The following is a 26202-nucleotide window of genomic DNA, read 5'->3' as shown; positions in this document are numbered from 1 at the left end:
CGGTTTGGAAGGAAAGCGCATCCCCCGCATGCTCGGCTGGAGCATAGCCTATATCCTGATATTACTCTCCACCATGCTGCCCCTTGTGAATCTGCTAACGATCGCTTTGGTGATGATCCCCGTGCTGGTCATGTACGTGAGGCTGGGCACCAAGCCGTTCGTTGCGCATTACGCGATTTCGCTGGCTGTGGTGTATCTCATTACATCGTTGTGGCTGGCCCCCTGGCTGGGTGTATTCCTGGTGGCGCTCTCGGTATTTTTCCTGCCGCCGGTCATCCAGATGGGGAACTTATATAAGAAGCGGGCCACGGCCCGAACCGTACTGACCGCCGGTGTGGTTACACTGCTTGCCGAGCTGCTGCTCAGCTTCGTCGTCATTCACCTGATGGGACTCAATCCGGTCGGCCGGATGAAGCAGTTCATGATCGAGAGCGTCGAGACGCTGCCTCCGCAGCTGCAGGGGCTGATGGGGATTGATGTGGATGAACTGGTCCAGATCATGGTCCAGCTGCTTCCGCTGTATATGATCGGCTTCTCGCTCTTTTATATCATCGTAACCCACTGGCTGGCACGCAAAGCGCTGGTGCGTATGGGAGAGTCGCTGCCGGCATTCCGGGCGGTCAAAGATTGGATGCTGCCAAGATCCTTCATCTGGCTGTATCTCATCGGACTGCTGCTCGAAATGTTCGTGCGGGATTCCCGTTCGGTCGTGTTCTCTGTCATTCTGAACCTGCTGCCGCTGCTGATGATGGCATTCTCGGTGCAGGCGATTGCCTTCCTTTTTTATGTGGCGCATATCAAAGGATGGAACAAGACGCTGCCCATCGCGGGGATTATTATTCTGCTGATGTTCCCGGTGCCGGCTTATTTTCTGTTCAGCTTGTTGGGTGTGTTCGATGTGGCGTTTCCGCTCCGGGATCGGTTGACGGCCCGGAAGTGACATAACCCAAGGGAGTAGGAGCGAGTGAAATGCCCAAGTTCCTGTTAAAGCGTTGGCAGGGGATGCATATCGTATGGATATTCGCCCTGCTGACTGCGCTCATCTTCTTGATGTTCCTGTATCAGTGGGAAGTTGGCGTGATTGCACTGCTGCTGTCCGGTCTGCTTGTTTATTTTACCTTCAAAGCGGAGCGGGCGTTCCGTGCAGAGCTCCAGGATTATATATCGACCTTGTCCCACCGCGTGAAGCGGGCGGGCAGCGAGGTGATTCATGAACTGCCGCTTGGCATTCTGCTCTATAATGAGGAGAAGGTGATCGAGTGGCACAATCCGTTCGTGGCCAAGATGCTCGGGGAAGACTCGCTGATTGGCGAGGGGCTCTATGAGAAGTTTCCTCAGCTCAAGAACCGCAAGGAAAAAGACCTTCGTATGGAAATCACGGCGGGCAAAGGCCAAATCTTCGAAGTGCAGATCAAGCCGGATGAGCGTCTGATGTACTTTACCGACATTACGGCGGCGAAGTCGCTGCAGATGCGCTATGAAGAAGAGCGTCTGGCGATCGGCATCGTCATGATGGATAACCTGGACGAAGCGACGCAGGGGCTCGATGACCAGACGCGGAGCATCATGATGGCGAAGGTCACCGGCGAGATTACCGAGTGGGCCCAGAAGCATCAGGTGTACCTGCGCCGGACGTCGTCCGACCGGTACATGCTGCTCATGGACCAGAAGGGCCTCAAGGCGCTGGAGCAGTCACGCTTCGAGCTGCTCGATGAGGTCCGCGACATCACCATCGAGAACAAGCTGCCGATGACGCTCAGCATCGGGATCGCCTCGGGGGCGGAGAACCTCGTGGAGCTCGGTCACTGGGCCCAGACGAGCTTGGATATGGCACTCGGCCGCGGCGGCGACCAGGCAGCCGTGAAGGTCGGCGAGCGTCTGTCGTTCTACGGCGGGCGGACCAATGCGATCGAGAAGCGGACCCGCGTGAGAGCCCGGGTCATCTCGCATGCGCTGCGCGATCTCATCAAGGACAGCGACAAGGTCATCATCATGGGCCACCGCAATCCGGACATGGATGCGATCGGTGCGGCCATCGGCGTATTGAAGATGGCCCATGTCAGCACGAAGGAAGGCTATATCGTCCTTGAGGGCGTGAATCCGTCCATTCAGAAGCTGATGGAGACGATCTACGAGGACGAGAAGCTCAACCGGTGGTTCATTACGCCGGAGCAGGCGATGCAGATTACGAATGCCCGGACGCTCGCGGTCGTCGTGGATACGCACAAGGCGTCCATGACGCCGGAGCCGCGGCTGCTGCAGATGACGCAGCGCAAGGTGGTCGTGGACCATCACCGGCGCAGCGAGGACTTTATTCAAGACGCGACGCTTGTCTACATGGAGCCTTATGCGTCTTCGACGTGCGAGCTCGTTACGGAGCTGCTGCAGTATTTTCACGAGCGGCTCACCATGGGCGTCCTGGAGTCGACGGTGCTGCTGGCCGGCATCGTGGTCGATACGAAGAGCTTCTCGCTCCGGACCGGGGCGCGGACCTTCGAGGCGGCATCGTTCCTGCGCCGCAACGGCGCCGATTCGTCGCTGATCCAGCGGCTGCTGAAGGAAGACCTCGAGCAGTACATCCAGAAGGCCGAGATCATCAAGAATGCGGTCGTGATCTACGATCACATCGCCTTGGCGGTGAACGAGCCGGGACGCAAGTATTCCCAGCTGCTGATCGCCCAGGTGGCCGACACGCTGCTTACGATGACCGGCATCCTGGCCTCCTTCGTGATCTCGGAGCGTCCGGACGGCCGCATCGGCATCAGTGCCCGCTCGCTCGGCCAGATGAACGTACAGGTCGTAATGGAGCGGATGGGCGGCGGGGGCCACCTGACGAATGCAGCGACCCAGATCGAAGGCACGCTGTCCCAGGCGACCCAGCAGCTCAAACAAATTTTAAGTGAAATTCATGCGGAAGAGGGGTTATTCGAATGAAAGTTATCCTCCTGAAAGACGTGAAAGGCCAAGGCAAGAAAGGTGAAGTGAAAGAAGTATCCGAAGGCTATGCAGCCAACTTCCTGTTCAAACAAAACCTGGCGGCGCCGGCAAGCAATTCGACGCTGAAGGTTCTCGATAACCAGAAGAAAGCCGAAGACCGCAAGAAAGCCGAAGAAAAAGCGGCAGCGGAGGAACTCGGACGCAAGATCGCCGAGATGACGGTAGGCGTCAAAGCGAAGTCGGGTGCGGACGGACGTCTCTTCGGCGCCGTATCCAACAAGCAGGTGGCGGAAGCGCTCGAGAAGCTGGGCGTGAAGCTCGACAAGCGCAAGATTGTCATGGATGAGCCGATCCGTACGCTCGGCGTAACCGAAGTTGTCGTGAAGCTGCATCCGGAAGTGACTTCGAAGCTGAAGGTGCACGTAACGGAAGAGTAAGACGGTCCGGTAGTACAGGAAGGGAACAAGTGGATGGGGAATCCGCTGTTGGAATGGTTCCCATTAGTCGATATACCATGTAGGAAGTCATAAGGATGGCGGCGCAAGAGCGGGCGGGAACCAGATGCCTGCTCTTCGTCGTCCTGCGCCTCGAAGTACCGGCTGTTGGCACCGGCGGGAGGCGTTAGGGGATCCCGGGTTACCAGGCATCAGTGTACATCAGGGGAGGAAGACGGATGAACGTGAACGAGAAAATGTTTATGGATCGCATCCCTCCGCAGAATGTGGAAGCGGAGCAGGCCGTCCTCGGAGCTATCATGCTCGACGGTGATGCGCTTGCGACAGCGATGGGACGGGTGAAGAGCGAAGATTTCTACCGCGGCGCCCACCAGCTCATCTTTGAGGCGATGATCGAGACGGCCGAAGCGAACGAGCCGGTCGACCTCATCACGCTGACCGCGCGTCTGCAGAACAAGAAGCAGCTCGAGGATGTAGGGGGGATCACCTACCTCTCGGAGCTCGCTAACGCGGTTCCGACGGCGGCGAACGTCGATTATTACGCACAGATCGTCGAAGAAAAAGCGATGCTGCGGAGACTGATCCGGACGGCCACGCAGATCGTTACCGACGGATACTCGGGAGAAGACACCGTCGGCAGCCTGCTCAGCGATGCCGAAGCGCGCATCATGGAGATCTCGCAGTCGCGGTCCGGCTCGGGCTTCCATGCCATCCGGGACGTGCTCATGGAAGTGTTCGACAAGGTCGAGATGCTCTACAACCAGAAGGGCAGCACGACCGGTGTGCGCTCCGGCTTCGCCGACCTCGACAAGATGACTTCGGGCTTTCAGCGGTCGGACCTCATTATCGTGGCGGCCCGTCCTTCCGTAGGTAAGACGGCCTTCGCCCTCAATATCGCGCAGAACATCGGCGTACGCGAGAAGGAGACCGTTGCCATCTTCTCGCTCGAGATGGGGGCGGCGCAGCTCGTCAACCGTATGATCTGTGCCGAGGCCAACGTGGATGCGGGACGACTGCGGACCGGTTTCCTCGAGAACGACGACTGGGAGAAGCTGACGATGGCGATCGGTTCCCTGTCCGAAGCGAACATCTACATCGACGACTCCCCTTCGGTAACGGTGGCGGATATCCGTGCGAAGTGCCGGCGGCTCAAGAAGGAGAAGGGCCTCGGGATGATCCTGATCGACTACCTGCAGCTCATCCATGGCCGCGGGAAGGGCGACAACCGGCAGCAGGAGGTCTCTGAGATCTCGCGTACGCTGAAGCAGATTGCCAGAGAGCTGAACGTGCCGGTGATTGCCCTGTCGCAGCTCAGCCGTGGCGTAGAGCAGCGGCAGGACAAGCGTCCGATGATGTCCGACCTCCGGGAATCCGGTTCGATCGAGCAGGATGCCGACATCGTCGCGTTCTTGTACCGTGACGATTACTACGACAAGGAATCCGAGAAGAAGGACATCATCGAGATCATCATTGCCAAGCAGCGTAACGGCCCGGTAGGCACGGTAGAGCTGGCGTTCCTGAAGAACTACAACAAGTTCGTCGGGCTCGACCGGACGCACCAGGAGCCGGCCGGTGCGGCCAGATAGCGGCATAGGGCAGATGTTTAATGGCATTCAGCTTGTTGCACGAGGAACAAATCATCAAAAGCACACCACGAGAACAGCTGGGCTTAGGCCCGGCTGTTTTTCTTTTTTTGTTGGACGAGAAAGTAGGGGGACGCCATAAAAGGGCGGGGAGGCCTAAGCAATCACGTTGCTCAACGGAAGAATGACCGGATGTTGGTAACAATAGAAATAAGGACGGCCGTTCGGGAGGAAGTCCATGGCTGGAACATAGATATCGGGCTGCCCTTGTATCGCCGGCTTGGGACCTTTTCCGCGTGATTATGCGGACTGCAAACGGATTAGGAAGGATGATGCGGGAAACTTGTGCCTGACCTTGAACATTTTCCGAACGATGTGCTAATGGGTCTATAAATTGTTCGTTTTCGTTGACTTTACCGCGGTGTACTGCTAAACTGATCATGGTGCTTTGGCAGCGGCTCCGATGTCTCAGGTTCGGATGCCCGTCCAGGATGCCTAAAGGCAAAACTTAGGTGGTTTCCACCTCTCAGGGGGAAAGGTTAACATGTCAACGGTAGTAGTTGTCGGTACCCAATGGGGAGACGAAGGAAAAGGAAAGATTACCGATTTTCTGGCGGAATCCGCAGAAGTTGTAGCTCGTTACCAGGGCGGAAACAATGCAGGGCATACCATCATTATCAACGATAAAAAGTATAAATTGACGATGATTCCATCGGGCATTTTTTATGAAGATAAAGTTTGTGTCATCGGCAACGGCATGGTCATCAATCCGGGCGCGCTGCTCGAGGAGATCCGCTACATCCATGACAATGGCTTCACGACCAACAACCTGCGCATCAGCGACCGCGCTCACGTCATCATGCCGTATCATCTCGTGCTCGACGGCCTTGAAGAAGAGCGCAAGGGCGACAACAAGATCGGCACGACGCGCAAGGGCATCGGTCCATGCTACATGGACAAGGCTGCTCGCAACGGCATCCGGATCGCCGACCTGCTGGACGCGGAAGAGTTCGAGCGCAAAGTGCGCCACCTCGTCGCCGAGAAGAACGTGCTGATCCGTCAGGTATACGGCTCCGAGGGCCTGGATGCCGATACGATCATCAAGGAATACCTGGGCTACGCCGAGCAGATCCGTCCTTATGTTACGGATACTTCCGTTGTGCTGAACGACCTGATCGACGATGGCAAGAAGGTGCTCTTCGAAGGCGCACAGGGCGTCATGCTCGACATCGACCAGGGGACGTACCCGTACGTTACCTCTTCGAACCCGTCGGCCGGCGGGGTCTGCATCGGCTCGGGCGTAGGCCCGACGAAGATCAAGCAGATCATCGGTGTGGCGAAGTCCTACACGACCCGCGTAGGGGATGGTCCGTTCCCTACCGAGCAGACGAACGAAACCGGCGACTGGATCCGTGAGAAGGGCCACGAGTACGGTACGGTCACCGGCCGTCCGCGCCGCGTCGGCTGGTTCGACAGCGTCGTCGTGCGCCATGCGCGCCGTGTCAGCGGGATTACGGGTTTGTCCCTGAACTCCCTCGACGTGCTGGCCGGTCTCGAGACCGTCAAGATCTGCACCGCCTACAAGTTCCGCGGTGAGGTGATCGAGCACTACCCGGCATCCCTGAAGATGCTGGCAGAGTGCGAAGCGGTGTACGAAGAGCTTCCAGGCTGGTCCGAGGACCTCTCGAATGTCCGCAGCATGGAGGATCTCCCGGAGAATGCCCGCAAGTATCTGGAGCGTGTCTCCGAGCTGACAGGGATTCCGATCGCGATCTTCTCCGTCGGCCGCAACCGTGAGCAGACGAATCTCGTAGCGCCGATCTACTAAGAGATCGATACGCCTGCCGCCGCCTTCATCATAGGCAGCGGCATATAGACCCCGGATGGTCCTTCGGACCTCCGGGGTTTTTGGTCTGCTTAGGGCTCCCCGCGGTTGAGTTCCCGCAAATAGGTCCATACTGATAGGGAAGAGGGACTGATCCGGGAGGGAGCGTAGGAAGTATGAAGTGGATGAAAAGCCTGATCAAGCTGGGGCTGACGGCGGCAGTGACCTCGGTATGCTGCGTGGCGCTGACGTTTCTGGCCGTGAATACGTATGTCGAGATGCTCCTCGACCAGTATCATATCCAGCGGCCGGCCGGGCAGAAGATCGATTGGGGCGGCTTTGCCGGCCGGTTCAGCGCCCAGCTGGGCCTGGGTTCGGAAGCTTCGGAGCAGGCACTGCCAAGCGGCAAGGACCTGGCCGTGGCGGCACAGCCGCAGGCAAGTACAGCTCCGGCAGCGGAATCCGGCACCACCAGCGGAGGAAGCGGCGGCACTGGAAGCGGGACCGCTCCTGGCGCGGGCGACAAGAGCACGGCCGACCCGTACCGGAAGCCGGACGATGCGGTAGCCGTCTGGAGCCGGCAGTCGTCCTCACAGCTGCAGGGAAGCGGGGAGGCAGCGCTGGAGGCGGACAAGAAGGTCGTCGTGTCCGGCGAAGAATTCAACAAGCTGAAGGACGCCCTATCCGAAAGCGACAAGACGAAGGTGTTCGGGATGCTGTATAACCGGGTGCCGCCGGAAGAGATGCAGAAGATCTCGCTGCTGCTGGAGGACGGCATCACCGCAGCCGAGATCAAGGAGCTGGAACAGGTGCTGCAGAGGCATCTGAAGGAAGAGGAATACAAGCAGCTGCTGCTCGGGATCATCGAGAAGCAAGCGCCCACGCAAACGCCCTGAGGCTCATTTGAGCCGCAGGGCGTTTTTTTGAACCTATAAGAATGTAGATCTCACCAAGACAGCGTACCTGGTGGATAATGTTTCCTCCCCCTCATACCCTCATAGGAATCCGCTGCACTGCGAATCTTCTAGTATTGTCCACCGAAGTGAACGACGGTGTCTTCGGCCTGCCGGCGCCGCGAGGATTCCACGAGAATCTGCATAGTCCAGCTCCCGTGGGAACCGCTGTCCGTCTCTCCGCGGCTCATGGCCAGAGCGGAGGGGGAGAAGGCTTTTTCCGCCGTGCCGGATTCAAACTGAAGATCCACGACACCCTGCTTTCGGAGTGCCTCCGCCGCCTGTTCCCTGTCGGCCGGGCTTCGGAAGGAGGCTGTTAAGTTTTCCATCGATGCTGTCCCCTTTCGCCATAATCTATCAAACTGTGTGGTAATTCACGTTTTGTTGAAAATGGTAGACTTCCTATGGTACAGTATGTAAAGAAGTTTGGAACTATGGTTATCGTCCCTAATTTTAGGTGTTTTTATGTGCAAATCGTAAGCAGCCTGAGACCCGGAGGCCCGGGGATTCTTTGTTGTGCGCAGCTGATTGGAGTGGGCGGGGAGCCCGGCTTCTATCCAAACGGTAGATTGTTCTTTGCAAAGAACAGCGCCGCGGCAGTTTCGTACGAAGGGGTCAGGAAGACAGCGCAGGGGTTCACGTATGAGCCAAGAGCCTGCGGCTGATTGTCGAGTGCGGCAAAAAACGGCTTAAAAGGAGAAGAAGATGAACGTTTTCAAGGGCATGGAACGGTTCAAGGACCTGATGAACAAGCTTAGAGGATCCGAGAAGCGCTCCGACAGCATGGTACTTGCAGATGAGGTCGCAGCAGCAGGCTCCGAAGATGGACAAGAAGCGGGAACTCCGCTTTCACATACAGAAAAAACGGTTGTAGTACATAAAGGAATGGTATTCCGGACGGTATCGGCTGCAGCATTCATGGTTGCGGTCGTGTGGGGCGGGCATTCTTACGTGGAGGCCGGTATGGCCGATACCTATCGTGTCTACGCCAACGGGGATGAGATCGGCAGGGTGGTGGACCCGTCGCAGGTCGAAGCATTCAAGCAGTCGAAGCGCGAAGAGCTCTCGAAGGCGACAAGCGAAGCCAAGATGGTCGTCGTCGAGCCGAAGATCGAATTTAAGGCTGAAAAGGCTTTCAAGCCCAAGGGCGATGAAGCGGGCGTATTGAAGGAGCTGGAAGGCTACTTCAGCAGCTATCCGGTAGGGGTACAGCTCATCGTCAACGGCAAACCGGCCGGCGTCGTCAAAGACGAGGCGACGGCGAAGCAGGTGCTGGAGCACATCAAGCAGAAGGCTGTAGCTTCCGTTGCCGGTAAGAAAGAGCCGGGCAAAGTGACCGTGCTCTCCGCTCCTTCCTCGGTTCCGGTATCGACGGAGCTGCAGAAGGCGGATTTCGTGGAGCAGGTGGAATTCCAGGAGGTCAAGATCGATCCGAAGGATCTGATGAAGCCGGAGGAGCTGCAGACGAAGCTCGAGACAGGCAATATGGCCCCGACCAAATATACGGTGCAGGAAGGGGACTGCGTCGGCTGCATTGCCAAGCAGTTCGGCATCCCGAAGCAGGTCATCTATCAGAATAACCCCAGCATAACGGATGATATGATCAAAGTGGGCCAGGTGCTCGACCTGACCGTCCTTCAGCCTGCCTTGTCCGTACGGACGGTGGAGAAGGTGGTTGAAAGCCAGGAGATCCAGCATGAGATCGAGTATCAGCAGGATGACAGCATGCGTCTGGGTACGGTGGAAGTCATCTCTCCGGGCCAGAACGGCATGAAGAAGGTAACCTTCGAGCTCACCAAGGTCAACGGTATGCTCGAGAACGAGACCCTTCTTAGCGAAGAGATCGTGAAGCAGCCGGTCAAAGAGGTGCAGAGAAAAGGCACGAAGGTCGTCAAGGGCGAAGGTACAGGCAAGTTCGCCTGGCCGGTGGCTTCGGCCAACATCACAAGCACCTTCGGTACGCGCTGGGGCGCTCTCCACAAGGGGATCGACCTGACCGGCAACCGCAACATCATGGCGGCGGATAATGCCAAAGTGGTCTTCGCGGGCACGAAGGACGGCTACGGCAAATGCATCATCCTCGACCACCTGAACGGTTACCGGACGCTATACGGCCATCTCAGCGAGATTAACGTGGAGGTCGGCCAGATCGTCGAGAAGGGCGAGAAGATCGGCTATATGGGCTCCACCGGCCATTCGACGGGCGTGCATCTGCACTTTGAGATTCAGGTGAACGAGAGCCCGCAGAATCCGCTGAAGTTCCTGAACCGGTAAGAGGGCAGACACCTGACTAGCCGGATATCCATTTGTAGATCGGGAGGGCGGCACAAGCCCTATTATAGAGACATGGAAGAAGCAGGGGACTGCGGCTTCCGTGTCTCTTTTTGTGCCCGAGTATGGTAAAATAATAGAATAGCCTGCCGCATTCCAGGGCAGGAAGACGAGTTTGGGAAATAGGCGGTGACGACGGAACAGTGGCCAAAATTCTGGTAGTGGACGACGAACAACCGATTGCCGATATATTGAAGTTCAACCTCGAAAAAGAGGGGCACGAGGTCATCTGCGCATATGACGGCGGAACCGCCGTGGATCTCGCGTATGCGGAGGAGCCGGATTTGATTCTTCTCGATCTCATGCTGCCGGTGAAGGACGGCATGGATGTCTGCCGGGAGGTGCGGCAGAAGCTTAACACGCCGATCATCATGCTTACGGCCAAGGACAACGAGATCGACAAGGTGCTGGGCCTGGAGCTCGGCGCCGACGATTATGTTACGAAGCCCTTCGGCACACGGGAGCTCCTGGCCCGGGTGAAGGCGCATCTGCGGCGCCAGAGCAAGTCACAGGCCGCACCTGCGCAGGAAGCCGAAGAAGAGCAGCGGCAGGGTATCCGTATCCTGAGCCTGTTCATCGATACGGACATGTACGTGGTGTACAAGGACGGCGCTCCGCTTGACCTGACCCACCGGGAGTTCGAGCTTGTGCAGTACATGGCGAAGAACAGCGGCAAGGTCATGACGCGGGAGCATCTGCTTCAGGCGGTATGGGGATTCGAATACTTCGGTGACGTGCGGACGGTGGATGTGACGATCCGGAGGCTGCGCGAGAAGCTCGAGGATGACCCGAGCCGGCCGGAATACATCATTACGAGGCGGGGACTGGGCTACATGATGCGCAACCCGAAAATGAATGCTGGCAGCTTCTAAACGGAGACGGAGTGAGCGGGAGATGAAGGGCGTCCGTTTTTTTCAATCGATCCAGATGAAGCTCATTATTATCTACGTGCTCCTGATCCTGATCGCTATGCAGATGATCGGCGTGTACTTCATCAAGACGCTGGAGGACTCGCTGAAGAGCGACTTCGTGAAGAACCGGGACGACCAGGCGCTGCTGCTCGCCCAGTGGGTCGAGAGCTACATGATCGGGACGCTCGATAATAATGCGGAGAATAACAAAGAGTCGCTCGATCGGCTCAACAAGTTCGTCAACAGCCTCTTTACGATATCGAAGGGTGAGATTCAGGTCATCAGCGAGACGGGTGAGGTGCTGACAACTTCGCTGGCCTCGAACCAAGGAGTCATCGGGAGCAAAAATACGCAGACGGAGGTCACGCGCGCCCTGCAGGGGATCAAGGACAACCAGCGGATGTTCACGGACCTCGACGGGACGCGGAAGATGATCATCGCCAAGCCGATCGGCTCCGGGGTGAAGGTGCTCGGCGCCGTGTATCTCATCTCGTCGATGGATGATGTGTACAACACGCTCAACCGGATCAACCAGTTCCTCTTCTCCGGCACCCTGATCGCTCTGGCGCTGACGGCGCTGCTGGGCGTCCTGCTGTCATCGACGATCACGAACCCGATCAAGGCGCTGACCCGCCAGGCAACCGCAGTGGCGGAGGGGCGCTTCGACGAGAAGGTGCAGATCATGGGGCAGGATGAGATCGGCCAGCTCGGCAACACGTTCAACTTCATGATGGAGCGGCTGCGGGAGGCTCTCTCGCTCAACGAGGAGGAGAAGGAGCGGCTCGCTTCCATCCTCTCCAACATGAATGACGGGCTGGTCGCCACCGACGATCACGGCCGGGTGATCGTGATTAACCGGCGGGCGAAGCAGATCCTGCAGGTGAACGAGGACACGACGCTCGGCATGCCGCTCAGCGAGCTGCTGGGCTCGCAGGAGCCGATGACCCGGACTGAGGGCGGCGGGAACCTGTCGACGATGATGGAGTTCTTCCATGAAGGCGAAGAAGAGCCTCTGCACGTCAAGGTGACGTACACGAATATCTACAGCAAGGGCAAGGGCGCGGCCGGGACGATCGCCGTGCTGCAGGACGTGACCGGGCAGGAGAAGCTCGAGCAGTCCCGGCGCGAGTTCGTCGCGAACGTCTCGCATGAGCTGCGGACGCCGCTGACGACGATCAAGAGCTATCTCGAGGCGCTCGAAGACGGGGCGCTCGAGGAGCCGCAGCTGGCAGGCAAGTTCGTCAGCGTGGCCAGGGGCGAGACGGAGCGGATGATCCGCCTCGTTACGGACCTGCTGCAGCTCTCACGGCTTGATTCGAAGCAGGCGATCATCTCCAAGGATACGGCCGATGTGACCGAGATGCTGGAGGAGACGGCCGACCGGTTCTCGTTCCAGCTCGAGCAGCGGATGATCGGCATCACCGTGGATGTGGACCCAGAGGTGGACGAGATCACGCTCGACCGGGACCGGATCGACCAGGTGCTGGACAATCTGATCTCCAACGCCATCAAGTATACGCCGGAAGGCGGGCACATCCGCATTCATGCGAGAAGACCGGATGCGGCCGTGCTGGAGATCTCCGTACAGGATAACGGCATCGGGATTCCGAAGAAGGACCTCAGCCGCATCTTCGACCGGTTCTACCGGGTGGACAAGGCCCGTTCCCGCAGTGCGGGAGGCACGGGACTGGGACTTTCGATTGCCCGGGAAATAGTCAAAGCGCACGGGGGGACGATCCAACTGGAGTCCGAGCTGGGCCAAGGGACCCGGGTCACCTTCACCCTGCCGTATCTTCCTGAGGAGGAGGTGGCCCTATGATCGAGAAGCTGAAGACCGGGCTGCTTACCTTCCTCGTGCTGCTGAGCATTCTCCTGAGCTATATGCTGGCTTACAGCTACCCAAAGTACGATCCGGTCGTACCCGATGAATACATCAAGACCGATACGCTCGGCAGGCAGATTCCGCTGCCGGATATGCTGTTCCCGGACCAGCTTGTGCTGCATTTGAGCAATGACCGTCATACGGTGCTGTATGCCAACCTGGAGCAGCCGCAGTACCGGGAGATCATCAATATCGTGAATCAGCGGTACATGCAGAATTTTCATAAAACGACGCTGGGTGCGCTTGGTCTCAATTGGGATGAAGTGAGGAGCAAGCGCCCGGGCCTTGAGGTCCGGTTCCGGGACGGCCTGCCGCTGGATGTGCTGCAGGAGGTCATGCAGATCAAAGGCGAGCTGCCGGCCGAAGGGGACCTGATCACAAGAATCTGGGTCTTCGTCCAGGAGAACAATGAGGTGCGGACCATCCTGTTCACGGATACGGCCAGCACCCTGTATGAGGCGGAGGCGAATTTCTCGGTCAAGGACGTCGAGAAGTTCGTGAAGGTGGAGGAAGGCTACCCACCATACCGGTATATGCCGCAGGATTATTATCTGCCGGAAGGAAACCTTACCGTCTCCAGTCCGACGATGAACTATACCCAGCTGACGGAAGACCAGCTGAAGCGCACCTTCTTCGTCGACCCGGCGCTGACCCGTTCCCTGACCGAGTGGGACGGCTCGGATATTTATATGGACGGCACCCGGGGGCTGCAGATGCGAGGCGAACAGCGGTGGCTGACGTATTCGGATCCGGTTGCTCCTTCGGTGGACAACAAGGAGGATCTGAAGGGCAATCTGCGCTCGGCCGTCCAGTTCATCAACCAGCACGGGGGATGGAACGGCACCTACGGCCTGCAGAAGGTGCCCCAGCAGCTGCTGCCGAGCAGCGGGGCCTATGTGTTCCGCCAATACTATGACGGGTATCCTGTGATCGGCAAGCGCGGAGAGAATATCGGGTTCGTCAAGATTGTCGTGCAAAAAGGCATCGTATCGAGCTACGAACGTTCCACCATGATGCCCGATGTGCGCAGTGCCGTACGCAGGGACGTGATCCTGCCCGGGGGCGAGGCCCTTGATGCCAAGCTGAAGCAGTACGGGCGGATCGCCCAGGTGTACTCGGTGTTCCCGGCGTACCGTCCCGTGGTAACGGAGCGGACCCTGGAACTGATCCCGGGATGGACGGCGGAGCTGCGCGACGGATCCTATGAATTTATCGACTAGGGGCTGCGGTCAGCCCCGGACATAAGCTGCAATCCCAAGAGGGGAGGTCTTCGGCGGATGGACTGGGGCCGGGCCAAGACCATATTGATACTATCGTTTCTGATCTTGAATATTCTGCTGGCGTTCCAGCTCCTGACGAGCCGGGCGGACCTGCTGGAGTTCGAAGCGGACAACAGCGGGGTGGCGGAAGAGCTGCAGAAGCTTGTGAAGCTCAAAAACATCCAGGTGCCGGCGGACATTCCGAAGGACGTGCCGAAGCTGCGGGAGATCGTCGTGAAGTTCGACGAGAGCCTGACGGTGGAGGTGCCCAAGCCGGTTGCGGAGCCGCTGCGGTTCGATCCGCTGATCAACCGCAGCGGGTTCCGGGACATCCTGGCGAAGACGGGCATCCCGAAGACCGGAGCGTACGAATACGATCCGGTAGGAAGCACCGGCGGAACCTATGTGTTCCAGCAGATGTACGGCCGGCTGCCGATGTTCGATGTGCAGCTGAAGCTGCTTGAGCAGAACGGCATGGTGACCTCGTACACGCAGTCTTATGTGGAGGTGCAGCCGGAGGCCGAAGGGGACGAGCTCAAGGAGCAGAAGGTCATCACGGCGTATATTGCGCTGCGGCGGCTGATCGAGAACTATTTGCCGAACGGTTCGGTGATCCGCGGCGTACAGCTCGGCTATCACGAGCAGGTATCGAATTCGCAGACCCGCAACATGTGGCCGTCGTGGCGGGTATCGCTCGGCAACGGACTGACGTATTACGTCCACGCGCTGAACGGGGCGGTGGAAGAGCCGCTGAATCCAAAAAGCAGGCAGTAAGGGGAAATGATTCATGGGTATACGGTTTACGGTGCTGGCCAGCGGATCGACGGGAAATGCCATGGTCGTCACAACCGATCAGGGCAAGGTGCTCATCGACGCTGGCCTCAGCGCGAAGAAAGTGGAGGGGCTGCTCAAAGAGAAGGGCATGTCGATGGACGAGCTGGATGCGGTGCTTGTCACACACGAGCATTCCGACCATATTAAGGGGCTCGGGGCGATCGCCCGCAAGTATGACCTGCCGGTCTACGCCAACGAGAAGACGTGGGAGGAGCTTGACCGCAGCATCGGCGAGATTGCCGAAGGCAACCGCTGTGTGATGCAGACGGGAGAGATGCGCGAGTTCGGGGACCTGCAGGTGGAGTCCTACGGCATCTCCCACGATGCGGCGGAGCCGGTGGGGTACTGCTTTTATCACGGGGAAGAGAAGCTCAGTCTGGCCACCGACCTCGGCTACATGAGCTCCAAGGTCAAAGAAAAAATCCAGGACAGCGATGTGCTCATCCTGGAATCGAATCACGATATCGAGATGCTGCGGATGGGGCGCTACCCTTGGAATATCAAGCGCCGCATTCTCGGGGATACGGGACACTTGTCCAACGAAGCGGCGGGCGAAGGACTGGTCGATGTCATGACGACGAAGACCAAGCGCGTGTACCTCGCGCACCTGAGTCTGGATCACAACATGCTCGACTTGGCCAAGCTGACGGTGAATAACATGGTAGAAGACCGTCTCCAGCCGGACGATCACCGGGCGAAGCTCATGGGGACGTACCACAACCGGGCTACGGAGTGGGATCAGGTGGGTGAAGACTAGGCCGGGAAGAGCAAGAGGAGTCCGGAGCCCCTTCTATGTGGATTCGGGTGAGCAGGCTGGCTTTTAAAATGCTGATGCTGTCATTGTAAGCTGTCCGTTAGGCCTTAGGCTTCTGCTGCAGCTGGAGGGATCTCCAGCGAGTCGAGGTCAGGCTGGGCCCGTGCGATGGTCGGCTCGGCCGGCGTATCGATGACTTCGAGCCCCTGGGCTTTGGCGGCCAGTTCCGCTACGGAGAGAATGCCCTTGTCGGCCAGCAGCTCGATCAGTGCGCTGAGCACCAGCGTCTGGCGGTAGTGTTCCTCCTTGAGATCGGCGATCTTGCCGATCCACTCGATCTCGTCGAGATGGCTGTGTACACGGTTATTGCTCGTGGTCATGCGTCCTCTTCCTTTCGCTCGGGGGATTCTTCTTCATGTTCTTAGTCTAGTCTAGCAGGAGGAGAATCATTCCTCTTTTCTCTAATTGTTTGTACTGCTAGGGTTACGGTACAATGAATATACAAGGTATGGAACCGGATGGACGCGGTGGGAGCGGCGAACAGACGGCCTAAGGGGGCGGCGGAGTGAGTTTGTTCGATGATGACGATTTCTATACGGCGAAGGTATCTTCGCCGGTTCGGGATGCTTGGCGGAGACCGAAGCGCCGGCGCGGATGGAAGCTGCCGAGGCCCCTTCCTGTCTGGGCACTGCCGGCCGCAGGAGCTGCCGTGGCCTTCACTGCCCTGATCCTGGGGTACAGCAGCGTTCAGGAAGCGGAGGATCACGCGTTCTACGGTACTGAGGCGATGAGCGCCATGGCCCCGGCTGTTACGGATGGGGTCAGTGAAGACCGCCGCCGCAGCGATACGGTAGTGGGAGCCACGGCCAAGGTCGCGCCGACGGTGGTCAGCATTGTCGGCTCGAACCTGGACGGCGGCGGAGAGGACGAGGCGAGGAGCGGGGCGATGGGACTCGGCTCCGGCGTCATCTTCGCCCGCTCCGGCGACAAAGTGCGGATCGTGACGAATAACCACGTCGTGGAAGGCTTTGCGAAGCTCGACGTCGTGTCGATCTCCGGCGAAAAACGTCCGGCGACCCTGCTCGGACGCGATCAGATCACGGACCTCGCGGTTCTGGAGATGGACGGCGCGGGGATTAAGCAGCTCGCCGAATTCGGCGACTCGGATGCCCTGCAGCCGGGCGAGACGGCGATTGCCGTCGGCAACCCGCTCGGCATCGGCTACGCGCCGACGGTGACCCAGGGCATCATCTCGTGGCCGAAGCGGACGATTCCCGTGACCCTTGGCCAGGAGGGGGAGTTCGACTGGGAGATGGACGTGATCCAGACGGATGCGGCCATCAACCAGGGGAACAGCGGCGGTGCGCTCGTGAACCTCGAGGGCAAGGTCGTCGGCATCAACACGATGAAGGTGGCCGACATGGGCGTGGAGGGCCTTGGTTTTGCCATCCCGATCAACCAGGCCAAGGGTGTCATCGACACGCTGATCAAGGACCAGAAGGTGACGCGGCCTTACATGGGCGTGGTGACGCAGGATCTGCAGGCCTATAAGGGCACGGAGGGTCTGGAGCTGCCTTCGGATGTGAAAAAGGGCGTGCTCGTCCTCGATGTAGTTGGACCTGCCAAGGATGCGGGGCTGAAGAGCAGCGACGTGATCGTCGAGCTGGACGGCAAGCCGGTGGACAGCACCCTGGCGCTGCGCAAGTACATCTACAGCCAGAAGCGGGTCGGGGAGCAGATTCAGGTAACCTATTACCGCGGCGCCAAAAAGAACTCCGTCCAGCTGCAGCTCGAGGAGCTTAAAGATCGGTAAGTTTTTTTGGGGTGATCGGCGGGGGCACTGCTGATTGTGGATGCGAGCGTTTTGCTCCCTGTTTGAAACATGGCATGAAGAGAGCGTAGGCTCAATCTGGCGGTTGTTAGATATCCCCTTTTGGGGTACACTAAGAACATAAGGTTTGCAGCCTGCCTATGCGCAGCACAAGAGAGAAAAAGGGGTTTCGGTTATGCACGTGGTTTGTAAAGAGCATTTGGAACTGGCAATCGATATGTTCGTTGATGAGTACGAGGATGCACCGGATATCGTGGACCTGGAAGAAGTGGAGTTCAAGGCATGGGAGGCACCCTCCCACTGCGAGCGGTGCGCCGGTCCGGGACGGTTCCTGGTGGTCTGATACAAAACTATATAGCACATACCAATGGAAGAGGGCTGGCCTGGGGCGGCCTTCTTTTTGCTTATACAGCAGGTGGACAAGGAGAGTGGACTGAGGATGAATATCCAGATGATTACGGTGGGCAAGCTCAAGGAAAAGTACCTCGTCGAGGGAATTGCCGAATACACGAAGCGGCTTGGCCCTTACGCCAAAATCTCCATCGTCGAGGTGCCCGACGAGAAGACGCCCGAGACCCTCAGCGCCGCGGAAGAGGCGCAGGTGAAGCAGCGCGAGGGCGAGCGCATCCTCGCGAAGGTGAACGAAGGCGCCTTCGTCATCGCCCTCGCGATCGACGGCAAGCCGCTCTCGAGCGAGGATCTCGCGCGGCAGCTGCAGGACCTCGCCACGTACGGGCGCAGCTCCGTTGCGTTCATTATCGGCGGCTCGCTCGGCCTCGCCCCCGAGGTGCTCGCGCGCGCGGACCTCAAGCTCTCGTTCGGGCGCATGACGCTGCCCCACCAGCTTATGCGGCTCGTGCTGGTGGAGCAGGTGTATAGGGCGTTTCGGATTATGCGGGGGGAACCGTATCATAAATGAAACGGATTATAATATTAGAACCGCTTTATAAAACATGAATTGAATACTACCGAAATAGGGTCTAACTTGCCGGTTTTCCCAGTATGTTACAGGGGCTTTTAATGAAAAAAGCAAGGGGTAAACAATGAAATAAAACGCGTTTACAGCTAAGCAATGAGGAAGTAAAATGAAATCGTGGACAAATCCCCCAAGCACGGCAGGTATGGTGCATGATTACACTTGTGCCAGGATGTGTAAGTAAAGGGAATATACGGGGAGTTCTATCTAAGTAACCACTCCATTGTCAGGAGTGGCTTCTTTGTGTATGTATTTATAATATTTAGCGGAAATCCGCAGATGAATACCTGATCCGTCTTACAAGTGAAGCTGCGGCAGCGGTAAAGAAAGGAGCGACCTATGTACCGAATTGCGATCTGTGATGACGAGGAGCAGCAGAGGAAACGAGTAAGGCAGATGCTGCTCGCTTTATCGGTGAAGACTGGGATCGATTTTGAAGTTGAGGAGTTTGAGTCCGGCGAACAATTAATAGCGCATTATGTGGAATGGGAGGCTTCATTCCATATTCTTATCCTTGATATTGAAATGAATGGATGGAATGGGATTCAGACGGCTCGGAAGCTGAGGGAAATGAAGCGGCATCACGAGCAGATTGTATTCCTGACGAGTTATGCCGAGTATATGCTGGAAAGCTTCGATGTCGTTACCTTTCAGTACTTGTTAAAGCCGATCGAAACCGAAGTATTCGAGGCGAGGATGTTGAAACTCTGCCGATACATAGAGGAACGCGAAAAGGAAATTCTGATTATTAAATCTGCGTATGAAGAAATTGTACTCCTGCAGGAGGATATCATCGCTATCGAGGCAGCTAAAAGCTTGACGGTGAAGAGTAGGCTGAAAATCACGACAGTAAATGCCGTATATGACAGCAAGGGCTTGATTTCAAGTTACGCATCGGTACTGAAGGACAGCAAATTCCTGCAGATTCATCGCTCCATTCTGATTAATCTGCATCGCGTTCATAAATTTACCGGCAGCAAAGTGGTCATGTCCAATGGGATGGAATTGCCAATCGGGCGATCCAAGATCAAGGAAGTGAAGGATACCTGCACGAAATATATGATTATGAGGGCGGAATAAAGCGATGGACTTTACGCTGCTGATGCTAAACGCGGGTGTGGCGGTGGCGATGGCTTTGCAGGCGAATTTCTATTTCAACTCTGTCTTTGGCAAGGAAAGCAGCAAGCCGGCGAAATCGATGTATATCATTGGGTTCATTATTCTAGATGTATTGTATTTGACGGTGTCCCTCTCAGAAATATTATCTTCGCTGATTGCACTGGCCTTCATATTCTGCCTGTCGCTTGGCTATGAAACGGAACTTAAACTGCAAATCATGTTCTCCTTGCTGTACACGGTGCTGTTTACGCTCATCAATTCCATATGCATATCCTTAATCGACCCTTCGATGTTTTTGGAGGAAAACAGCACTGCATTGAGAAGAAACGGGCAGCTAGTCATTCTATTGAGCTGTATCCTCATGATTGCCGTTGTTTATATCATCCGTTTTTTGGCCAAGCACAGAACATATACGTTGAACCTCCGTTATTTTCTGCTGTTTATCAGCGTACCGGTTATCAGCACCTATCAGGTAAACGTGCTGTCTATCTATAGCGAGAAAAACTTACATTTCTTCCTTTCGATCTTCGGTCTCATCGTTTTAAACATCCTTGTCGTCTATGTTCTCGATACAGTCATCGCCAAATTCCAGCTATTGAATGAAAATAATCAGCTTCAGAAGCAGATGGATTACCAGAATGCCAATTACGAAAAAACAGTGCACAGCTTCAAAAAAGTCAAAAGCATTATCCACGACACGAATCAGCAGTTCCTGTATGTGACGGAATGCATCGAACGGGGGAGGACGGCCGAAGCTAGCGAGCATATTCGCGTTACGATGAACAAGATTGAAGCTGCCTACCACAGGGTGAACACCGGCAACCTGGTGATCGACGCTCTGGTGACAAACGCACTGAACATCGGTCAGGCTAACGGAATCCGAATCGATACGGAGCTTCATATGCTGGATCATGAAGCTGCTATTGAGCGCTATGACCTTTGCGTGGCACTCGGAAACATGCTGGATAATGCCATCGAGGCTTCAAAAAGAGTGAAAATAACCGAGGATCGGCACATCCGTATTTATATCCGTTCAAGCGACTCTGCACTCTATATTCGCGTTCGCAATTATGTAGACAGGGAAGTAACCGATTTACGCAGTCGAAAGGCGATCCCGGATCATCATGGTTATGGGCTTACTAACATCGAGCGAATCTGTGAGAAATACGGTGGACACATGACGATTGAAACCGGCTCGCATATGTTTGATAATATGGTCTTTCTACCTTTTCAAGCCAAAGAATCCCCGGCGTAATGCAGTTCAGGGATTCTTTTTTTCGTTTCGGGGCACATTACCGATTTCTTCGCCCTCCATCTGTATAATGTGGATTGAAAAAGACTCCAAACAGAAAGAAGGGAGTCAAGAGGTATCTGATGATGGTGGGGATCTCCCGCGGCATGGCGGCTTCGCTGTTTACGACGTAAACGGTGCGCCCGTGAATACCTCAGCTGCCTCAGGGATCGAAATAATATTTACAAAACTAAAAATGGAGGAATGCCCAATGGCAAAGATTACAGTTGGTCAGGAAAATGGAAATTCGATCGAGCTTCATTACGAGGACGCAGGAACGGGCAAACCGGTTGTGCTGATTCACGGCTGGCCGCTCAGCGGGAGGTCTTGGGAGAAGCAAGTGCCTGCTCTGGTAGGTGCCGGGTACCGCGTCATCACATACGACCGACGAGGCTTCGGCCAGTCTTCCCAACCATGGAACGGTTACGACTACGATACGTTCGCAGCAGACTTGCACCAGTTGATTCTGCATCTGGATCTTCGCGATGTGACGCTGGTCGGGTTCTCGATGGGCGGAGGGGAAGTATCGCGCTACATCGGCACCTATGGCACGGAGCGGGTATCGAAAGCGGTTCTGGCCGGTGCCATTCCGCCGTACTTGTATAAAGCTTCAGATAACCCGGATGGCGGATTCGACGATGCAACAATCCGAGGGTTCCTAGACGGGGTGAAGGCAGATCGGATTGCGTTTATGGATGGGTTCATGACGAATTTCTTCGCCTCCGGGGATAGAACCGACTTGGTTAGCGAAGCGTTCCGCTTGTACAATCGCGATATTGCGGCCTTCGCATCGCCAAAAGGAACGATCGATTGCATCAAGGCATTCAGCTATACGGATTTCCGCGGGGATCTGGAGAAATTCAAGTTGCCTACACTTATTCTGCATGGCGATGCCGATGCGATCGTGCCGGTAGAGATCAGCGGACAGAGGGCGCACGAGCGGATTGCCGGCAGTCAGCTCTTCATTATTAAAGGCGGACCGCACGGGTTCAATGCCACGCATGCCGAGGAATTCAACAGTGCATTGCTGCAATTCTTGAACGGCTAGCAGGACTGAAGGAACCGCGTTACGCAGGAGCGCGGTTCCGCGAAACCGTAAGGGAGTAACGGCCAATGGAAGTCGAAATAGGGAGGGAAAGCCGTTGACAATCGAAGCGTTTCTCAACAAACACATCGCGGATTGGAATGTCTTATACGTGAAGCTGCGCCATTACCATTGGAATGTCACAGGGAAGCAGTTCTTCACGCTGCACACGAAATTCGGGGAATTATATAGCGAAGCGGCCGTTCACGTCGATGAACTGGCGGAACGATTGCTTGCTCTGGGAAGAAGACCTGTCTCTACCATGACCGGTTATCTCGAGTTGGCTTCCATTCGGGAAGCCGCGGGAAACGAGTCCACGGCGGATATGGTGCAGGCCGTTGCAGGCGATTATACGCGGATGATCACGGGGTTGAAACAAGGAATGGAGATCGCAGCATCGGCGGGAGACGAGACAACCGGGGATCTGCTGTTGGCCATTCGCACGAGTCTAGAAAAGCAGGTGTGGATGATGAACGCCTTTTTGGGCAATGAATCGTTAGCGTAGCGTTTTTCACATCTTGAAGGGAAAACCACTTCCGTCACAGCGAAGTGGTTTTTGGTGTGCCAATATATTCGTATAAATCAGAATGTGAGCGGGGGTATGGCTCTACTCCTCTTCTAGGGTATAATACTAGTATGGAAGCCGCGCATTGACGGCGACTTGAAGAAGGAGATCTTATGACATTCCAACAATTACAGTTGATTCCCCCTATTATTAAAGCGCTGGCCAAGGAAAATTATACGCAGCCTACGCCTATTCAGGAGCAGGCAATCCCGCCGGTGCTGGCGGGCCGTGACTTGTTCGGCTGCGCCCAGACGGGGACCGGCAAGACAGCAGCATTCCTGCTGCCGATCATTCAGCTGCTGAGCACACAGCAGGGGCGCCCGAACGGCAAGCGCGTCATTCGTTCGCTGATCCTGACGCCTACGCGTGAGTTGGCTATTCAGATTTCCGACAACGCCAAAGCTTACGGATGCTTCACGAATCTGCGCTATGGTGTGATCGTGGGCGGCGTCTCGCAGAGGCCTCAGGAGCAGCTGCTGGAGCAGGGCATGGACATTCTGATTGCGACACCGGGTCGGCTGATCGACCTGATGAATCAAGGGTTCGTCGACCTGAGTCACGTGCAGATTCTGGTGTTGGACGAAGCCGATCGGATGCTCGACATGGGGTTCATTCATGATATGAAGCGGATCATTGCCAAGCTGCCGGTCAAGCGGCAGACGTTATTCTTCTCTGCGACGATGCCGCCCGAGATCACGTCCCTGGTAAACTCTTTGCTGAAGAATCCGGTGAAAATAGAGATTACCCCTGTTTCCTCAACGGCGGAGAGAATTAAGCAGATGCTCTACTATGTGGACAAGCCGAATAAACTGCTGCTGCTGATTGATCTGCTGCAGGACAAGTCGATCGCAAGTGCGCTCGTGTTCACCCGTACGAAGCACGGCGCGGACCGGGTGGTGCGCGGCTTGACGAAGGCGAAGATTACGGCGCAGGCCATTCATGGCGACAAGTCGCAGAATGCCCGCCAAGCAGCGCTGAATAACTTCAAGAGCGGTGCGACCCGCTTGCTGGTGGCGACGGACATCGCGGCACGGGGCATCGACATTGAAGAACTGTCGCACGTGATTAACTATAATTTGCCGAATATTCCGGAGACGTATGTCCATCGGATCGGCCGTACCGGACGTGCGGGCTTAAGCGGGATTGCGATTTCGTTCTGCGAGAACGAGGAGATTCCCTATCTGAAGGATATCGAGAAGCTGACGAAGCAGAAAATCCCAGTAGTTACAGATCATCCTTACCCGATGACGATGACGGAGCCGGTACCGGCGACGGTGGGGGCGGACAGAGCCAATGGTGCACCATCCAAGGACGGTGCTCGCGGACACAGCGGCAAATCCGGCGGCGGCCGCCGCAGACGGCGACCCCATGCTGGAAAGTAAGCTGGACAAAGACGAGCCCTATTTGCTTTAAATTTATAGTGTAGAGAGTAAGCTCCTGACATAAGGCTGTCAGGAGTCTTTTTGTATATTCCAGTTAGAGAACGGAATATCCAGAAGGAAGGGACTTAAACAATGCTACCAGAAGCCATGAACGGACAAAGCCGCTATTGGATTGGAGTTGTATCGGCTTCCCATGTGCGGCGTGGGGTAGAGGGGGGCTTCGCCCAGCTGTGCCACGGCAAGGCAGGGCCCTTGCGGCGGATGCGTGCCGGTGATTGGCTCATCTATTACTCTCCACGGACGGATATGGCGAAGGGGGAATCCCTTCAGGCCTTCACGGCGATTGGACAGGTTGCAGACGATAGGGTCTACGAATATCGTATGACAGACTCGTTCGTGCCGTTTCGCCGGAATATAAGGTATCTTCCATGCAGAGAAGTCAAGATCTCCAGCCTGCTGGATGAACTCAGCTTTACCCAAGGGAAGCGAAACTGGGGGTATACTTTCCGCTTTGGCCATGTGGAGATCGGGCGGGAGGACTTTCTGAAGATCGCGGCTGCGATGCTGGGCGATGCGGGAGACCGGCTTGTCATGTAAAATACTCCTATAGCAGTCCAGCGCTGTCCACTAGAGAGAATCGGGAGAGAACACATGAAAATAGATCGCTTGTTAGCGATAACGGTTCTATTGCTCAATCGCGAACGAATCAGCGCTAAGGAGCTGGCGGATCGCTTTGAGGTTTCAACGAAGACGATCTATCGGGATATCGACACCTTATGCCAGTCGGGCATTCCCATTGCCGCACACCAGGGGACATCGGGCGGGTTTGAGATCATGGAGCAGTACACGATCAACCGCCAATTCCTCTCCCTGAAAGAGATCGCTGCTCTGATCGCTGCCGTCAAGGGGGTTACCTCTGCGGTAGATGACGGAATGCTGGAGCAGCTGCTCGAGAAGGTGAAGACCCTGCTTCGCAAATCGGATCGAATAGACGGAGCATCCAGAGGAACGGGGATGGTTTTTGATTTTAACCCTTGGGGCCAGAGTGCCGCCGCGCGGGACAAAATTAATAAGCTAAGGCAGGCTATTGAGAACTCCCTCCGGGTAAGCATTCAGTATGCCAACAGAGACGGGTCGGAGAGCGAGAGGGTCATTGAGCCGTACAATCTGATATTGAAAGGGTACTTATGGTATGTACAGGCGTTCTGTACGTCCAAAAAGGAGTTTCGTGTATTTCGGATTTCCCGGATCCAGGAGCTGCGGTTATTGACGGAACCCTTCGTACTTCGTGAGGCTCCACCGGTAGATCGATATGCGTGGGATTCGGAGTGGTCCAAAGACAAGGAGCAGGAGATGGTCCTTATTTTCCATTCAAAGGTGCGCTACCGGGTGGAAGATACGTATCCTCCGGACTTCATCACGATTCTGGAGGATGGCAGGGTGCAGGTAAAGGGCAAACTCATAGTGGATGAATGGTTCTATGGTAATCTTCTAAGCTATGGCGATGGGGTCAAGGTAGAGCAGCCCGTGTATGCGGCTGTCGAGATCAAGCGGAGGGCCCAAAACATTATGGAGCAGTACGCGAATCTGGACATATAGGTGTCCACTTTTCCCCGATATAATAGGTTCAAATTCAGGAAAAGAGGATGACCCATGAATACATATACGACGGAACAGCCGGAAATCCAATTGATTGGGGTAAGCACCCGAACAACCAATGCGGAGGAGGCAGGACCGAACGGACGTCTGCCGGGGCTTTGGGAAGCCTTTTTTAAGAGCGGTATGGCATCTAATCCGGGCGTCACCAACCCCCATCGGATCTACGCCTTGTACACGGATTATGAGAGCGATGTGAATGGAGCGTACACGACTCTAATCGGTCATGAAACCGGAGGCGAAGCAGCTCAGGCTGGTCCGAGTTATGAGTATGCGGTTATTCCGGCAGGGAAGTACAGAGTATTCACGTCGAGAAGGGGACCCGTGTTTGAAGTAGTGCCCGAAGCTTGGGGGGAGATCTGGGCCTATTATAAAGAATCACCGGAACAAAGAGCCTATACCGGAGATTATGAGCTTTACGATTCCGTAAACGGGAACCCCGATCATATGGAAGTGCAGATTTACATAGCCATTAAATAGAGCCAGTCCAGGCGCCGGGTTTCCGGTGTCTTTTTTTATTTTATTTGTCTTTGAAACGTTTATTTTAAAAATTTGACTTCTAAAGTTGATTTCA

Annotated in this window: 25 protein-coding genes; 23 read left to right on the top strand and 2 right to left on the bottom strand. The window is 56.1% G+C overall.

Translation table 11 applies throughout. The annotated features are described in order from the left end of the window. Positions 1-4: 4 nt before the first annotated feature. From PM3016_RS36560 to PM3016_RS36535, 6 genes are all read left to right on the top strand, one after another. Positions 5-940, top strand: coding sequence for a DUF2232 domain-containing protein (locus PM3016_RS36560; protein ID WP_013921583.1), 936 nt, complete (start codon positions 5-7; stop codon positions 938-940). 29 nt (positions 941-969) lie between these two features. Next, entirely contained in the window at positions 970-2934 is a 1965-nt protein-coding gene (locus tag PM3016_RS36555; protein WP_013921582.1) for a DHH family phosphoesterase, read from the top strand. Then, positions 2931-3374: a 50S ribosomal protein L9 gene (gene rplI / locus PM3016_RS36550; RefSeq protein ID WP_013921581.1), complete on the top strand. Its 444-nt coding sequence runs from the start codon at positions 2931-2933 to the stop codon at positions 3372-3374. The genes PM3016_RS36555 and rplI overlap by 4 nt, the downstream gene beginning before the upstream one ends. A gap of 236 nt (positions 3375-3610) precedes the next feature. Next, complete coding sequence (dnaB, locus tag PM3016_RS36545) at positions 3611-4978, top strand: replicative DNA helicase (RefSeq protein WP_013921580.1); 1368 nt, start codon at positions 3611-3613, stop codon at positions 4976-4978. A 541-nt stretch (positions 4979-5519) separates the two neighbouring features. Beyond that, positions 5520-6803 carry an adenylosuccinate synthase gene (locus PM3016_RS36540; protein WP_013921579.1) on the top strand — a complete coding sequence of 428 codons (1284 nt, stop codon included), beginning with the start codon at positions 5520-5522 and terminating at the stop codon, positions 6801-6803. Positions 6804-6976: 173 nt separating this feature from the next. Then, positions 6977-7696, top strand: coding sequence for a hypothetical protein (locus PM3016_RS36535; RefSeq protein ID WP_014372783.1), 720 nt, complete (start codon positions 6977-6979; stop codon positions 7694-7696). A gap of 128 nt (positions 7697-7824) precedes the next feature. On the opposite strand, the gene PM3016_RS36530 is transcribed toward PM3016_RS36535, so the two are convergent. After that, complete coding sequence (locus PM3016_RS36530; protein ID WP_013921577.1) at positions 7825-8082, bottom strand: hypothetical protein; 258 nt, start codon at positions 8080-8082, stop codon at positions 7825-7827. Between the two features lie 376 nt (positions 8083-8458). Between PM3016_RS36530 and PM3016_RS36525 the strand changes: the two genes are divergently transcribed. From PM3016_RS36525 to PM3016_RS36500, 6 genes are all read left to right on the top strand, one after another. Further along, on the top strand, positions 8459-10027 hold the full coding sequence (locus PM3016_RS36525) for a peptidoglycan DD-metalloendopeptidase family protein (RefSeq protein WP_014372782.1): 1569 nt from the start codon (positions 8459-8461) through the stop codon (positions 10025-10027). Positions 10028-10227: 200 nt separating this feature from the next. After that, positions 10228-10956, top strand: coding sequence for a response regulator YycF (gene yycF / locus PM3016_RS36520; RefSeq protein WP_013921574.1), 729 nt, complete (start codon positions 10228-10230; stop codon positions 10954-10956). A gap of 22 nt (positions 10957-10978) precedes the next feature. After that, positions 10979-12814 carry a cell wall metabolism sensor histidine kinase WalK gene (gene walK / locus PM3016_RS36515; RefSeq protein ID WP_013921573.1) on the top strand — a complete coding sequence of 612 codons (1836 nt, stop codon included), beginning with the start codon at positions 10979-10981 and terminating at the stop codon, positions 12812-12814. Beyond that, positions 12811-14097, top strand: coding sequence for a YycH family regulatory protein (locus PM3016_RS36510; protein WP_014372781.1), 1287 nt, complete (start codon positions 12811-12813; stop codon positions 14095-14097). Before walK ends, PM3016_RS36510 begins: the two co-directional genes overlap by 4 nt. Positions 14098-14154: 57 nt before the next feature. Then, positions 14155-14910, top strand: a complete 756-nt coding sequence (gene yycI, locus PM3016_RS36505; RefSeq protein WP_013921571.1) for a two-component system regulatory protein YycI — start codon at positions 14155-14157, stop codon at positions 14908-14910. Positions 14911-14923: 13 nt separating this feature from the next. After that, positions 14924-15727, top strand: coding sequence for an MBL fold metallo-hydrolase (locus PM3016_RS36500; protein WP_013921570.1), 804 nt, complete (start codon positions 14924-14926; stop codon positions 15725-15727). 104 nt (positions 15728-15831) lie between these two features. Here PM3016_RS36500 and PM3016_RS36495 read toward each other — a convergent pair whose 3' ends face one another. Further along, complete coding sequence (locus tag PM3016_RS36495; protein WP_013921569.1) at positions 15832-16104, bottom strand: hypothetical protein; 273 nt, start codon at positions 16102-16104, stop codon at positions 15832-15834. 191 nt (positions 16105-16295) lie between these two features. Here PM3016_RS36495 and PM3016_RS36490 point away from each other — a divergent pair, with 191 nt between their 5' ends. The 11 genes from PM3016_RS36490 (at position 16296) to PM3016_RS36445 (ending at position 26108) form a co-directional block, all read left to right on the top strand. Beyond that, positions 16296-17537 (top strand): S1C family serine protease, encoded by a 1242-nt coding sequence (locus PM3016_RS36490; RefSeq protein WP_236628990.1) that lies wholly within the window; start codon positions 16296-16298, stop codon positions 17535-17537. 193 nt (positions 17538-17730) lie between these two features. Then, entirely contained in the window at positions 17731-17898 is a 168-nt protein-coding gene (locus PM3016_RS36955) for a CxxH/CxxC protein (RefSeq protein ID WP_013921566.1), read from the top strand. Positions 17899-17994: 96 nt separating this feature from the next. Further along, positions 17995-18474 carry a 23S rRNA (pseudouridine(1915)-N(3))-methyltransferase RlmH gene (gene rlmH / locus PM3016_RS36485; RefSeq protein WP_014372780.1) on the top strand — a complete coding sequence of 160 codons (480 nt, stop codon included), beginning with the start codon at positions 17995-17997 and terminating at the stop codon, positions 18472-18474. A 396-nt stretch (positions 18475-18870) separates the two neighbouring features. Beyond that, on the top strand, positions 18871-19611 hold the full coding sequence (locus PM3016_RS36480) for a LytR/AlgR family response regulator transcription factor (protein WP_014372779.1): 741 nt from the start codon (positions 18871-18873) through the stop codon (positions 19609-19611). A gap of 4 nt (positions 19612-19615) precedes the next feature. Then, positions 19616-20905 (top strand): sensor histidine kinase, encoded by a 1290-nt coding sequence (locus PM3016_RS36475; protein ID WP_014372778.1) that lies wholly within the window; start codon positions 19616-19618, stop codon positions 20903-20905. A gap of 247 nt (positions 20906-21152) precedes the next feature. Further along, positions 21153-21989 (top strand): alpha/beta fold hydrolase, encoded by an 837-nt coding sequence (locus PM3016_RS36470; protein WP_014372777.1) that lies wholly within the window; start codon positions 21153-21155, stop codon positions 21987-21989. Between the two features lie 94 nt (positions 21990-22083). Further along, a complete protein-coding gene (locus PM3016_RS36465) occupies positions 22084-22530 on the top strand; it encodes a Dps family protein (RefSeq protein ID WP_014372776.1) in 447 nt (148 codons plus the stop codon). Positions 22531-22703: 173 nt separating this feature from the next. Next, complete coding sequence (locus PM3016_RS36460) at positions 22704-23972, top strand: DEAD/DEAH box helicase (protein ID WP_014372775.1); 1269 nt, start codon at positions 22704-22706, stop codon at positions 23970-23972. Positions 23973-24104: 132 nt separating this feature from the next. Then, positions 24105-24569, top strand: a complete 465-nt coding sequence (locus PM3016_RS36455; protein ID WP_014372774.1) for an EVE domain-containing protein — start codon at positions 24105-24107, stop codon at positions 24567-24569. Positions 24570-24623: 54 nt separating this feature from the next. Beyond that, positions 24624-25571 carry a helix-turn-helix transcriptional regulator gene (locus PM3016_RS36450; protein WP_014372773.1) on the top strand — a complete coding sequence of 316 codons (948 nt, stop codon included), beginning with the start codon at positions 24624-24626 and terminating at the stop codon, positions 25569-25571. A 54-nt stretch (positions 25572-25625) separates the two neighbouring features. Next, positions 25626-26108 (top strand): GyrI-like domain-containing protein, encoded by a 483-nt coding sequence (locus PM3016_RS36445; protein ID WP_013921557.1) that lies wholly within the window; start codon positions 25626-25628, stop codon positions 26106-26108. Positions 26109-26202: the final 94 nt, after the last annotated feature.

This window comes from Paenibacillus mucilaginosus 3016 (assembly GCF_000250655.1).
Classification (GTDB): Bacteria; Bacillota; Bacilli; order Paenibacillales; family NBRC-103111; genus Paenibacillus_G; species Paenibacillus_G mucilaginosus.
The sequence above is the reverse complement of the archived record's forward strand: the minus strand, read 5'-3'. Positions and strand labels throughout refer to the sequence as shown.

What these genes read in the sequence shown, in the direction of transcription:
- PM3016_RS36555 (WP_013921582.1), top strand. Translation starts at nt 970, where the DNA reads ATGCCCAAGTTCCTGTTAAAGCGTTGGCAGGGGATGCATATCGTATGG.
- rplI (WP_013921581.1), top strand. Translation starts at nt 2,931, where the DNA reads ATGAAAGTTATCCTCCTGAAAGACGTGAAAGGCCAAGGCAAGAAAGGT.
- dnaB (WP_013921580.1), top strand. Translation starts at nt 3,611, where the DNA reads ATGAACGTGAACGAGAAAATGTTTATGGATCGCATCCCTCCGCAGAAT.
- PM3016_RS36540 (WP_013921579.1), top strand. Translation starts at nt 5,520, where the DNA reads ATGTCAACGGTAGTAGTTGTCGGTACCCAATGGGGAGACGAAGGAAAA.
- PM3016_RS36535 (WP_014372783.1), top strand. Translation starts at nt 6,977, where the DNA reads ATGAAGTGGATGAAAAGCCTGATCAAGCTGGGGCTGACGGCGGCAGTG.
- PM3016_RS36530 (WP_013921577.1), bottom strand. Translation starts at nt 8,082, where the DNA reads ATGGAAAACTTAACAGCCTCCTTCCGAAGCCCGGCCGACAGGGAACAG.
- PM3016_RS36525 (WP_014372782.1), top strand. Translation starts at nt 8,459, where the DNA reads ATGAACGTTTTCAAGGGCATGGAACGGTTCAAGGACCTGATGAACAAG.
- walK (WP_013921573.1), top strand. Translation starts at nt 10,979, where the DNA reads ATGAAGGGCGTCCGTTTTTTTCAATCGATCCAGATGAAGCTCATTATT.
- PM3016_RS36510 (WP_014372781.1), top strand. Translation starts at nt 12,811, where the DNA reads ATGATCGAGAAGCTGAAGACCGGGCTGCTTACCTTCCTCGTGCTGCTG.
- yycI (WP_013921571.1), top strand. Translation starts at nt 14,155, where the DNA reads ATGGACTGGGGCCGGGCCAAGACCATATTGATACTATCGTTTCTGATC.
- PM3016_RS36500 (WP_013921570.1), top strand. Translation starts at nt 14,924, where the DNA reads ATGGGTATACGGTTTACGGTGCTGGCCAGCGGATCGACGGGAAATGCC.
- PM3016_RS36495 (WP_013921569.1), bottom strand. Translation starts at nt 16,104, where the DNA reads ATGACCACGAGCAATAACCGTGTACACAGCCATCTCGACGAGATCGAG.
- PM3016_RS36955 (WP_013921566.1), top strand. Translation starts at nt 17,731, where the DNA reads ATGCACGTGGTTTGTAAAGAGCATTTGGAACTGGCAATCGATATGTTC.
- rlmH (WP_014372780.1), top strand. Translation starts at nt 17,995, where the DNA reads ATGAATATCCAGATGATTACGGTGGGCAAGCTCAAGGAAAAGTACCTC.
- PM3016_RS36480 (WP_014372779.1), top strand. Translation starts at nt 18,871, where the DNA reads ATGTACCGAATTGCGATCTGTGATGACGAGGAGCAGCAGAGGAAACGA.
- PM3016_RS36475 (WP_014372778.1), top strand. Translation starts at nt 19,616, where the DNA reads ATGGACTTTACGCTGCTGATGCTAAACGCGGGTGTGGCGGTGGCGATG.
- PM3016_RS36470 (WP_014372777.1), top strand. Translation starts at nt 21,153, where the DNA reads ATGGCAAAGATTACAGTTGGTCAGGAAAATGGAAATTCGATCGAGCTT.
- PM3016_RS36460 (WP_014372775.1), top strand. Translation starts at nt 22,704, where the DNA reads ATGACATTCCAACAATTACAGTTGATTCCCCCTATTATTAAAGCGCTG.
- PM3016_RS36455 (WP_014372774.1), top strand. Translation starts at nt 24,105, where the DNA reads ATGCTACCAGAAGCCATGAACGGACAAAGCCGCTATTGGATTGGAGTT.
- PM3016_RS36450 (WP_014372773.1), top strand. Translation starts at nt 24,624, where the DNA reads ATGAAAATAGATCGCTTGTTAGCGATAACGGTTCTATTGCTCAATCGC.
- PM3016_RS36445 (WP_013921557.1), top strand. Translation starts at nt 25,626, where the DNA reads ATGAATACATATACGACGGAACAGCCGGAAATCCAATTGATTGGGGTA.